The organism is Nostoc sp. (genome assembly GCF_036919815.1).
Lineage (GTDB): Bacteria > Cyanobacteriota > Cyanobacteriia > Cyanobacteriales > Nostocaceae > Nostoc.
In genome coordinates this window covers 1-11,395 of the sequence record NZ_JBALCE010000022.1, presented here as the reverse complement: position 1 = coordinate 11,395, position 11,395 = coordinate 1, and the positions used below count along the sequence as shown (strand labels likewise).

Below are 11,395 nucleotides of genomic sequence, written 5' to 3'. Positions count from 1 at the left end.
GCAACGGGCAACTCTTACAAACTCTCCAAGGTCATAGCAGTTCGGTTTATAGTGTGGCATTTAGCCCCGACGGTCAAACCATTGCCTCTGCCAGTTTAGACAAGACGGTGAAGCTGTGGAATCTCAATTTGGATGATTTAATGGTTAAGGGTTGTGCTTGGGTGCGCGATTATTTGCAAAATAACCCCAATGTGAATGAGAAGGATAAGCGTCTATGTGATGATATTGATACACGCAGGTAATAAACCTCTCCCTGCCTTGAACTAAAGTTCAAGTTTCTCTCCGACTCGGAGAGGGAAGGTTTTGTGTAGTAAAAGCAGGGAGAGGTCTTTTGATTGGGGTACGCGGAGAGATTTCTGTAATGAGCAGCCCCAACTTAGAATAAATCTGCCAGACACCACGAATAAGCAAAGCTTGATAATGAAACTCATGCGTTTGTTGATGAAACTCATGCGTTTGTTGATGAAACTCATGCGTTTGTTGATGAAACTCATGTGTTTGTTGATGAAACTCATGCGTTTGTTGATGAAACTCATGCGTTTGTTGATGAAAGCTTATATATTTACGTTTTATCACTTATATGATTTTATAATAATGGCACGTCACCGAAGAATCTGATGGTGCGTAGGCGTAGCCCTTCTCTTCTCTACGAGAGGCTGCGCTCAGGAACCACACGTTGTAGCGATCGCTTTTGCTCTAATATGGTTCGGTTAAGGTTTTTAATGAAATAATGAAAATTCTAAATTGCAATGATGTGATAAATTATCACAAAGACGCGATAAATCGTCACAAAGACGCGATAAATCGCCGTCTCTACAATAATCAGTCGTTTCGTAGAGATGGCGGTTTATCGCGTCTCTTGCCTTAACCGAACTGTATTAGCTCTTGATGTAATCTGAGAAAATACGTCGTAGCGATCGCTCTTTCGTTACCAATACTACAAATACTTCTGCAACAATAACCCTAACTTTTCCTTCGTCGCCGTTGGTGCTTTATCCAACTGAGTCAAAATCGCATATTGCAATGCCGAATGCGCCTCACTCGGCGGCGGATTTTCACTCAAGCGCCGCACAGTTTCTTGAATCACCTTTTGAGCATTCACAGCATTCCGCAGCAAATTGCCAATTACCATTTCCACTGTCACACTGTCATGGTCTGGATGCCAACAATCATAATCTGTTACCAGCGCTAAAGTTGCATAGGCAATTTCCGCTTCCCTTGCCAACTTCGCCTCTGGTAAATTCGTCATCCCAATGATTGTTGCACCCCAACTGCGGTAAAGATTCGATTCTGCCTTAGTGGAAAAAGCTGGCCCCTCCATGCACACATAAGTACCGCCGCGATGGAGAGTAACTTCTGGTAAATTGAGAGATGCGATCGCATCTGCCAACACAACAGCCAAATTCTTACATATCGGATCACCAAAGGCAATGTGAGCAACAATTCCCTCACCGAAAAACGTGGAAATCCGATTTTTTGTTCTATCAATAAACTGATCTGGCACTACCATATCCAATGGTTTCGCCTCTACTTTCAAAGAACCCACAGCACTAGCTGAGATTAAATACTCCACACCCAATTGCTTCATCGCATAAATATTAGCGCGAAACGGTAACTCAGAGGGTAAAAGCGTATGATTGCGACCATGACGCGCCAAAAAAGCTACCCGTGTACCATCCAAAGTCCCCAGAATCAAAGCATCAGATGGTGAACCAAAAGGAGTCTCGACTCGCACCTCTTCGACATCTTTGAGTGCGTCCATTTTATACAGACCACTACCACCAATAATCCCAATACTAGCTTGAGCCATGATTCTAAACTTGTTACTTGCTGATCTGCTAAGTTATTTTATCGAAAAGGGGAGTAGCAATTCATGTAGCTTTAGCTTTCCTACGGAACGCTACGCGAACCCGCAGGGTATTGCCCTGAGCGTGTGTAGTTTTGCATAAGTTCTAATGTATACAAATGTTAAATAGACGCACTCCTGAGCAGGGAGAGAAAGTAAGGGTTATACTTTTGAAATAAAGGCTTGTTTTAACCCCTGCTTTTAACATTTTTATAAATCAATGACTCTCAATTTTCGGTTTGCGGTAGTTAGCGACTTACACTTGGCACTTCCCCACACAATCTGGGATCATCCCAGTCGGTTTCATCTAGTGGAAGTCAGCATCTCAGCATTTAAAAGTGTACTAGAACATTTAATACAACTCGATTTAGATTTTTTGTTGTTACCAGGAGATTTAACTCAGCACGGCGAACCAGAGAACCACGCTTGGTTGCAACAATGTTTAGCCCAGCTACCTTTTCCCGTCTATGTTGTTCCTGGTAATCATGACGTTCCTGTGCTGTTGGCTTCGCAGCAATCAATTGCTTTTGCGGATTTTCCGTACTATTACACGAAGTTTGGCTATGACGATCCACAGCAGATGTACTACATTCGTCAGTTATTGCCTGGTGTTAAGCTGATTGGACTGAATTCTAACTCCTTTAATGAACAGGATGAGCAGGTGGGGTGTTTGGATACCAAACAGCTACGGTGGTTAGAAGAGGTGCTGGCGGCATCTGGTGATGAATTAGTTCTGGTGATGGTGCATCATAATGTAGTGGAGCATTTGCCCAATCAATCGAGCCATCCACTGGCAAATCGCTATATGTTGGCGAATTCACCAGAACTGTTGCAATTGCTGAGGCGCTACGGAGTCAAGCTAGTATTTACCGGGCATTTGCACATTCAGGATGTTGCTTACTCAGATGGAGTGTATGATATTACCACTGGTTCTTTAGTTAGCTATCCTCATCCTTATCGGGTGCTAGAATTTCATCGGGATAACGAGGGTAAAGAATCGTTGCAAATTTTATCCCATCGGGTAGAGTCAGTGCCGGAGTTTCCCGACTTGCAACAGTCATCGCGGCAGTGGATGGGCGATCGCTCTTTCCCCTTTTTAATCAAGTTACTAACTGACTCTCCATTATACTTACCATTATCACAGGCCAAAAAATTAGCTCCTAGTTTGCGAGACTTTTGGTCAACTATTGCCGATGGGGATGCAGTATTAGATTACCCCAACTTTCCGCTAGAAGTGCGGCGCTACATTCAGACCTATAATGCATTGGCGCAGCCCAACCCAGACATGGCTTTTAGTGAAACTCTTACCCTAATTGATAATAACAGCACACTTTTGCTGAGTTAGGAGTGATCAGTAGCCTCCTTCATCCCTGCCATAATTCTCTGATCAAAAGTCACCTTGGCAGGGCTACTCCAAACTCTTGTACAGAGGCGATTAATCGCGTCTCTCCTAACTTTTGTACAGACGCGATTAATCGCGTCTCTCTAATTACCGATATCTTCATTCCAAAGTTCCGCGTTAGTTTGAATAAACTCACTCATCATTAGTTCGCATTCGTCAAGATTAAGATCAATTACTTCCACGCCGTGAGATACCATAAATTCTTTTGCACCAGGAAAAGTTCTCGATTCTCCAGCGATGACTTTTTTAATCCCAAATTGTACCACTGCCCCAGCGCAGAGATAACACGGCATTAAGGTTGAATAAAGTGTTGTACCTTTGTAGCTGCCAACTCTCCCAGCATTGCGGAGACAATCGATTTCGGCGTGAGTGACAGGATCGCCATCTTGCACACGTTTATTGTGTCCTCTACCAAGAATTTTACCATCCTTGACCAGAACCGAACCTATGGGAATTCCACCTTCTTGTCTGCCTTGTTTTGCTTCTTGAATTGCAGCTTCCATAAACTCATTCATTATTAATTTTCCTTTTATGTCAAAACAACTTGTATTAATGGATCATGATGGCGGTGTAGATGATTATCTAGCAACTATGCTGCTGTTGACAATGAATCATATTGAACTTCTTGGCGTTGTCGTCACTCCAGCAGATTGTTATATTCAACCGGCTGTTAGCGCCACACGTAAAATTATCGATTTGATGGGATTTTCTCATATCTCGGTTGCAGAAAGCACTGTGCGCGGTATCAATCCATTTCCTACTCTCTATCGCCGCGATTCGTTTATCGTTGACCATCTCCCCATTCTCAATCAAAGCGAAAGCATCACCACGCCTCTGGTTGCCGAAACAGGTCAAGATTTTATGATCAAGGTGTTGCAGGAGGCATCAAGCCCCGTAACGTTGATGGTAACGGGGCCGCTGACGACGCTTGCAGTGGCTTTAGACAAAGCACCAGAAATTGAAGCGAAGATTCACAAAATTGTTTGGATGGGGGGTGCGTTGAATGTTGGTGGTAATGTGGAAAGAAGTTTAGAAGCAGGACAAGATGGTTCTGCCGAATGGAATGTTTATTGGGACGCAATTTCAGCAGCGCGGGTATGGCAAAGCCAAATTGAAATTATTATGTGCCCTTTGGATTTAACTAACAATGTCCCAGTCACATCAGAACTAGTGCAAAAAATGGGGCGACAACGCCACTATCCCATCTCTGATTTAGCTGGACAATGTTACGCACTAGTTATCTCCCAGGATTATTATTTTTGGGATGTGCTGGCGACAGCTTATTTGGGAAACCCGGAATTCTATCAGTTACGCGAATGGGAAACAGAAATTATCACCACTGGTCTGAGTCAGGGGCGTACTAAAGTAATTCCTGGTGGTCGGAAAATTTATGCAATGGATCAAGTAGATAAAGAGGCTTTTTATGCTTATATATTGCAGCAATGGGCAAGATAAATAGGACTTACGTAAAAGTACACGCTGTAGGGGCAATTCATGTAGCTTTAGCTTTCCTACGGAACGCTACGCGAACCCGTAGGGTATTGCCCCTACTGATTATTAATAAGTGGTAACGTAATCCATCACATCGTAGAGAGTAATGCGGGTGCCGGCAATCGTCAGTCCTCGCTCGGTGCGAATGATAGCAGCTTGTTCATTAAATGCTAAAGTCATAAATAGCCGATACAAAAATACGAGTCCACAGGCTAATAGAGATAAGGATTCGTCTTCGGTTGATAGTCAGAACAATTGATCGCTTCTTCTGTGTTGGCAATAGATGGGCGTATAGTACATTTAAGACGGTAATTGTCGGTAAAAAATTGGCAACCAGTACAGGGAATTTGATGCATTTGCTTGGCTGTAGTCACACTATCCCGCGCCGCCGCCCAGAGATTCAAAGCAACGAGAATAATTACAGTCCAAGCAACGACAAAGCAAATCGGGATTAAGAAAGGTTGAATTGCATGAATCAGGAAAGATAGCAGTTTAAACACGGTATGTCTTAATACAAATTAGGAGTTAGAAGTATCCAGTACTTAAGCAAAAAAATTCCGAAGTAGCGGTAATACCCTGCGGGTTCGCGTAGCGTTCCGTAGGAAAGCTAAAGCTACATGAATTCCCGCTACGACAAATCAGGTTTTTGAGAGAATTTTGCGTAAGTCCTAGTATTTTAACTCCTAATTCCTAAGAAGTATTAGTTAAACGCCAGCATGACCCAGTGCTAAACCAGTAACGAGCATTCCTAGAACAAGGAACGGTTGGGCGCTGGCTTGGTACTTAACATCATTCTTCACGGGATCGCGCAGAAAATACATATCCTGCAAGGTGATTTGCGGGATGATTAACAGTACTAATATTGCTGCGTACAAATTCTCATGGATGCTGACCAGATAAGCTGCGATCAATCCTTGAAAGACATCAATCGTCACTACACAAATCCATGCCGCAGTGGTGATACCAAACATTACGGGTAATGACTGTAATCCTAGCTGGCGATCGCCTTCTACACTCTTAAAATCATTGACAATGGCAATACCCAATCCAGCCAAGCTGTAGAACATTGTCAAAATTACAATTGTGGAATTGAGATCACCAAACAAAGCGTGTCCTGTAGACCAAGGTAGGGTGATATAGCTTGCACCCAAGGCGTAGCTGCCTAACCAGCCGTTTTGCTTGAGTTTCAGGGGAGGTGCAGAATAAATGTAGGCGATGAAAGAACCGATAATTGCGATCGCTGTAATTGTCGGGAATTGATCACCAGTCCACACATCTAGCACAAATGCCAAACTAATGCCAGCAATCAGTAATACCCAAATCTGAATAATTACCTGGGGTAGGGGAATTGCCCCAGAAGGAATCGGGCGATAGGGTTCATTGATCGCATCGATTTCGCGATCGTAGTAATCATTGAGGATTTGGGTGTAACCTGTCATCAATGGCCCAGCCAATAACATACAGGTTGCTACTTTCAACACATTTTCCACTGTCCAGGTATAATTCCCAGAAGAAGCCGCACCACAGACTACGCCCCAAATTAGGGGAATCCAGGTAATCGGCTTCATTAGCTGCAAACGAATTTTCCAAATTGAAGTTTCCCCTGTCGCTGCACCTTTCATCCCCAATAGTTGCCTAGTTTTCGCGCTGCTAGAGGCAGATGCGAACGCTTGCTCATTGGGATTATTTATCACTGAGTCTAGCGCCTCAGATGGATTGGGGTCTGGGGTAATGGGAGTTGATTCTGACATAAGATTTACTGATTAATAGGGCATTGGGCATGGGGCATTGGGCATGGGGCAATTGAATTTTGGATTTTGGATTTTAAATTTTGGATTAAATTTCAATCTAAAATCCAAAAGCGTTCGACTGAGCGCTCACGCCGAAGTCTAAAATCTAAAATTCTTGTTCCCCCACTCCCCACTCCCCATTCCCATAGCTTAAAAGGAAATTATCAAATAATTATTCTGAAACTTTGCTCCAGCAACGGGTCTGCCACTCAGAGCCGGGGGTAAGGGAATATTCCGTCGCTGATCTCCTGCCTCTACTGTCACTTCTGGCCCATATTGGGTGAGCTTGACTTGCTTTTTGTCAAAACTTGGCAAGAATAGGCGTACTTGACGGTTGTGGATGTCTATTTCAATTGGTTTGGGAGCCTGTAACGCTTGGGCTTCAAAGTTGGGTAGGGCGTTTATCAGTGGTTGCCAATCACCTGTTGGCGAGTCGGGAATGACGCTCACTGTTAGGGGTATAAATTCCTCTGACAGGTTGACGTTTGTCTCACTAGACACAACTAGAACACCACCGACAGTTAAACCGATTTGTTGAGCGCTACCCCACAAATAACGAGCATTTGCTACCTCAATGGGATCTCCTGTAGTCACCAAGAAAGCAGCCAGACGCTTGGGATCAGCAAGAGCGGCTCTCCCCTTTTCTAAGAAATTATTGACTTGATTAGTGGGACTGGCAAAGTTATCTGCTGTCCAGTTGATATTGAAAAAGCTGCTAATTAGTGGTTGAATCAAGGGCGATTCCGTAATCGTCTTTCCCAAATCGGAGTTGACAAACAATTGCCGAAATCGCCGCACATACCAACTGAGAGATTCTGGTAAACCCAACATTCGCAACGTTAAAGAGTCACCCGTGCCATCGTAGACGATCGCATCATATTTGCCACTAGCATCATATTCGCGGATCGCATTCAGAGCTAGGGCGCTGTCCATCCCCGGCAATACTACCAGTTCTTGACCAAAAACGTCTTTGAAGATGGGCGTGCGGAGATATTGCGCCTCAAGTTTCTTCGCTTCGTCCCAATTGCGTTCTAGTAGTACAGATGCTTGAAACTGGACTGCTTGCAAATTGGGAGCAATTTCTTGGGGATCGGCAGCAATGGGAGTACCCAGCAGAATTGGTAATGCTGGTTCTGGATGTCCTGCTAGAAGTACGCGCTTGCCTTGACTTGCCAATAATTTGGCGGCGGCGATCGCAATTTTGGTACGAGCGGTGCCGCCTTTGCCCAAAAATGTCAATATTAGAGCCATTACTTGATTCCTATTTTCACCGCCGAGTTTTCAACTCCAACTTAGCACTCAATAAAGACTCTGAGCTTGTGCTTTCAACTTCAGAGTCCAAGAAAAACCCGGTTCTGAGTTATTCCGATTACACAGGTTTGATTTCATCTTCAAAAAACCAAGTGGAAGTGTTGTCGTCAAACACCACCACTACACCGATTCCACCACCATCAGTGACTTTGTAGCCTTGGATGATACCCACTTGTCCGAGTTTTTTCACAACCGGGGGAGAAACGCGATCGCGCAAACGAAATACTTTAACCTTTTGTCCGATTTCCATGCCTGATTTTCAAATAAACCAAGTCTCAGTGTAGCGGAATCCGTGACTCTGCTCTGACAAATTCAGGGGAGATCAGGGAGAAAATTTCAAACTTCTGACTCCTGAGCTTACAGCTTAAAATTAAATCAACAACCAAACTCTTATATACCCAATGTTTGTCACAGCGCAACAGGCATTTGAGGCACAATTGCAGTTGGAACAAGAACAGATGTGATCGCAACTATTGGCGGTACATTTGCGATCGTTAGGAGTTAATCCAGATAGTTTGAGTTAAGCAACAAAGGTAGTAGTTATGTATCAACCAATTCCACCCCGTCCACCCCAAGAAACCATGCCGACGATGTATGATTTACCTAGTGAATTAGTAGGGGAATCAGGTTTGCCAGACGAATTTCATTGCATTCAGGCGGATTTACTTAGTGAAACTTGTCAATCTCCTAACTATTCATCTGAAGAAATTTTAGTTGCTAGTGACTTGAACCTTTACTACGACCCCCGCCATACTTTATGGTACAAGCGTCCTGATTGGTACTTAGTTTTGGGAGTACCTAGTGCTAGTCAACAACAAGACCTACGCTTAAGTTACGTCGTTTGGCAAGAGGGAGTTGATCCATTTTTAATCGTTGAATTACTTTCCCCAGGTACTGAACAAGATGACTTGGGACAAAGATTAAGGGAGGTAAATCAACCGCCGACGAAGTGGGAAGTATACGAAGGGATTTTGCGTGTTCCCTACTACGTTGTTTATGACCGTTATGAAAATAATCTCCGCGCCTTTCGACTCACTGGCACTAGTTATGAGGCAATTTACCTAACAGAAAACCGTTTCTGGCTGGACAAGTTAGAACTAGGATTAGGACTATGGCAGGGTACTTATCAGCAAACAACAGGTTTGTGGTTACGTTGGTATAATACCGCAGGTTGGGTGCCGACGTTGGCGGAACAAGCCCAACAAGAACGCCAACGGGCTGAACAAGAACATCAACGTGCAGAGCGATTAGCAGAATATTTGCGATCGCAGGGAGTTGATCCAGATAACTTGAGTTAAGCAAAAACTCGCATCCTTAACAAGCAAAGCAGGCTTGCAAACAGAAGTTATATTTGTAGTAAAAATACACTTGACAATAGCTGATTGATAGTATACTAATGAAGATAATTTCAAGAGAATTTTCTAGTCATGATAGATTCTAAAAGCACTAAAGGGATTTTCAACAAATAAATTATTCAATCTTCTGGGGTGGGTATCCTGTCCGCCCACAGCCAAAGGCGATTGAGACACCCACCTTACAAGAAGTAGTGGGATATTTTTATTTGAAATTTCCTAAAAAAGGAACTTTCATAAATATAATACTTCTGTGAGAGCAATTAGGTGAGTGGATAGTGAGTTGTGAGCGAGGAAGCAGAAATTGTTGCCGACAATGCGGGGAGTTGTACGTAAGCTAGGGAGATCGAGGGGCATTTTGCCCATAAATGGACAGTTGTGGGTGAACTTCGACTTACTAAGAACTCTAGTACGCCGGGATTTAGAGACACGTTACAAGGGTTCAGTTTTGGGCAACTTGTGGCCTTTGCTAAATCAGCTATCACAGTTATTTATTTATACTTATGTGTTTTCCACTGTGCTGAAGGTGAAGCTCACTACTCTCAAGGGTTTACCAGAAAATAATTTCACCTTTGGTTTGTGGCTATTTGCAGGGTTACTTCCTTGGATTGCTTTTACGGGTGGTCTAATCCAGTCCGCTAATTCGGTAGTAGGACAACCGAATTTAGTCAAGAAAGTGGTGTTTCCTCTAGCTTTGTTACCCCTAGTGCCAGTTTTGTCAACATTCATTGAGAGTTCCTTTGGTTTAATGGCATTGATTTTTTTCGTAGCGGTAACTTCTCATACTTTACATACTACCTTGGCGCTATTACCCTTGGTCTGGCTAACACAGCTATTGCTAACAGCAGGGTTGGGCTATTTAGCAGCAGGACTAACAGTATTTTTGCGAGATATTCCGCAGACTTTATTAGTGATTTTAAATATTTGGTTTTATGTGACACCGCTTGTCTATCCAGCATCAGCAATTCCAGAGCAATGGCAGACTTTGGTATTCTGGTTAAATCCGATGGCAGCGATCGCTGAAGTTTATCGTGACATAGTTTTAATTGGGGAGGTGAAGCATTGGGGTGAATGGGGAGTTACTTCTGTCGTCGCAACAATTATATTTTGTTGTGGTTTTACAGTGTACAAGCGTTTGCGTCCAGCTTTTGCCGATGTTTTGTAGGAAATTTTTACTGATCCACTAAATCTTAAATCAGCCTAATGGCAAGGTGAACTATACAGTACACGATAGCGATATGATTCAAAAAAGGGTGGAAATTTTGATTAGTTGATGATGTATCTGACTGATTAGAATTGTGCAGTCTAGATGAAATAATAGTAAGTGTGCAGTAATATGGGTGAGGAGATTGCAATTTCGCTGAAGAATGTCTCGAAGTGCTATAAGCGGTATGCTCGTCCGGTAGATAGACTAAAAGAACTTTTACTACCTGCTAAAACCCATGCTCAGGAGTTTTGGGCATTACAGGATATTAGCCTAGAGATTTCAAAAGGTGACACTGTAGGCATCATTGGTCAAAACGGCTCTGGCAAAAGTACACTGCTACAAATTATTGCCAGAACGCTGACACCAACAACAGGCAAATTGTACGTAAATGGTCGCGTTTCAGCATTATTGGAACTTGGTAGTGGGTTTAATCCTGAGTTTACTGGGCGGCAAAATGTATTTTTTAATGGGCAAGTTTTAGGGTTAAGCCGAGCCGAAATAGAAGCAAAATTTGACAAAATTGCTTCTTTTGCTGAAATTGGCGATTTTCTTGAGCATCCCGTTAAAACCTATTCCAGTGGCATGGTAGTAAGACTAGCATTTGCAGTAGTTGCTAATACAGAACCGAGTATTTTAATCGTAGATGAAGCCTTGGCTGTAGGAGATGCGAAATTCCAAGCTCGCTGTATGAAGCGTATTCGTCAGCTAAAAGAAGAAGGAGTGACTATATTATTTGTTTCTCATGATTCTGGAAACGTCAAGATGTTGTGTAATAGCGCAGTATTGATGAATCATGGAAGAATCTTAGAAATAGGTGAGCCTAAGCAGGTAGTAAATCATTATATTGCTTTATTAAGCTCAGATAATAATGAATTTGAGCTTGAACAGTATAATCCAGAAGAGACAAATTTTATTGAAACCAATGCTGGTTTTGTCAATAATAATCAACACGACAATTACACATATAGACACGGAAATAAATTAGCTACTATTAAT

At 42.9% G+C, this 11,395-nt stretch carries 12 protein-coding genes and 1 pseudogene; 6 read left to right on the top strand and 7 right to left on the bottom strand.

The features are described from left to right. The coding region (locus V7K15_RS06400) for a WD40 repeat domain-containing protein (RefSeq protein ID WP_334904030.1) at positions 1 to 242 on the top strand (242 nt) is incomplete at its 5' end. Positions 243 to 937: 695 nt separating this feature from the next. On the opposite strand, the gene V7K15_RS06395 is transcribed toward V7K15_RS06400, so the two are convergent. Beyond that, entirely contained in the window at positions 938 to 1,810 is an 873-nt protein-coding gene (locus V7K15_RS06395) for an S-methyl-5'-thioadenosine phosphorylase (RefSeq protein WP_334904028.1), read from the bottom strand. A gap of 256 nt (positions 1,811 to 2,066) precedes the next feature. Between V7K15_RS06395 and V7K15_RS06390 the strand changes: the two genes are divergently transcribed. Next, on the top strand, positions 2,067 to 3,191 hold the full coding sequence (locus tag V7K15_RS06390) for a metallophosphoesterase family protein (RefSeq protein WP_334904027.1): 1,125 nt from the start codon (positions 2,067 to 2,069) through the stop codon (positions 3,189 to 3,191). Between the two features lie 140 nt (positions 3,192 to 3,331). Here the strand turns inward: V7K15_RS06390 and V7K15_RS06385 are convergent, their stop codons facing one another. Beyond that, a complete protein-coding gene (locus V7K15_RS06385) occupies positions 3,332 to 3,763 on the bottom strand; it encodes a nucleoside deaminase (RefSeq protein WP_334904025.1) in 432 nt (143 codons plus the stop codon). A gap of 16 nt (positions 3,764 to 3,779) precedes the next feature. Here V7K15_RS06385 and V7K15_RS06380 point away from each other — a divergent pair, with 16 nt between their 5' ends. After that, entirely contained in the window at positions 3,780 to 4,703 is a 924-nt protein-coding gene (locus V7K15_RS06380; protein WP_334904023.1) for a nucleoside hydrolase, read from the top strand. Between the two features lie 114 nt (positions 4,704 to 4,817). Here the strand turns inward: V7K15_RS06380 and V7K15_RS06375 are convergent. The 5 genes and pseudogenes from V7K15_RS06375 to petP form a co-directional block, all read right to left on the bottom strand. Next, positions 4,818 to 4,919, bottom strand: a pseudogene (locus V7K15_RS06375) (DUF433 domain-containing protein); the annotation flags it as partial. A gap of 32 nt (positions 4,920 to 4,951) precedes the next feature. Next, a complete protein-coding gene (locus V7K15_RS06370; protein ID WP_334904021.1) occupies positions 4,952 to 5,239 on the bottom strand; it encodes a hypothetical protein in 288 nt (95 codons plus the stop codon). Positions 5,240 to 5,443: 204 nt separating this feature from the next. Continuing rightward, complete coding sequence (gene chlG / locus V7K15_RS06365; protein WP_334904019.1) at positions 5,444 to 6,490, bottom strand: chlorophyll synthase ChlG; 1,047 nt, start codon at positions 6,488 to 6,490, stop codon at positions 5,444 to 5,446. A gap of 189 nt (positions 6,491 to 6,679) precedes the next feature. Further along, on the bottom strand, positions 6,680 to 7,780 hold the full coding sequence (locus V7K15_RS06360) for a Get3/ArsA fold putative tail anchor-mediating ATPase NosAFP (protein ID WP_334904017.1): 1,101 nt from the start codon (positions 7,778 to 7,780) through the stop codon (positions 6,680 to 6,682). Positions 7,781 to 7,898: 118 nt separating this feature from the next. Next, a complete protein-coding gene (gene petP / locus V7K15_RS06355) occupies positions 7,899 to 8,090 on the bottom strand; it encodes a cytochrome b6f subunit PetP (RefSeq protein WP_292832168.1) in 192 nt (63 codons plus the stop codon). 292 nt (positions 8,091 to 8,382) lie between these two features. Here petP and V7K15_RS06350 point away from each other — a divergent pair, with 292 nt between their 5' ends. From V7K15_RS06350 to V7K15_RS06340, 3 genes are all read left to right on the top strand, one after another. Beyond that, on the top strand, positions 8,383 to 9,138 hold the full coding sequence (locus V7K15_RS06350) for a Uma2 family endonuclease (RefSeq protein WP_334904015.1): 756 nt from the start codon (positions 8,383 to 8,385) through the stop codon (positions 9,136 to 9,138). Positions 9,139 to 9,508: 370 nt separating this feature from the next. Then, entirely contained in the window at positions 9,509 to 10,357 is an 849-nt protein-coding gene (locus tag V7K15_RS06345) for an ABC transporter permease (protein ID WP_334904032.1), read from the top strand. A 171-nt stretch (positions 10,358 to 10,528) separates the two neighbouring features. Continuing rightward, on the top strand, positions 10,529 to 11,395 hold an 867-nt coding region (locus V7K15_RS06340; RefSeq protein ID WP_334904013.1), incomplete at its 3' end, for an ABC transporter ATP-binding protein.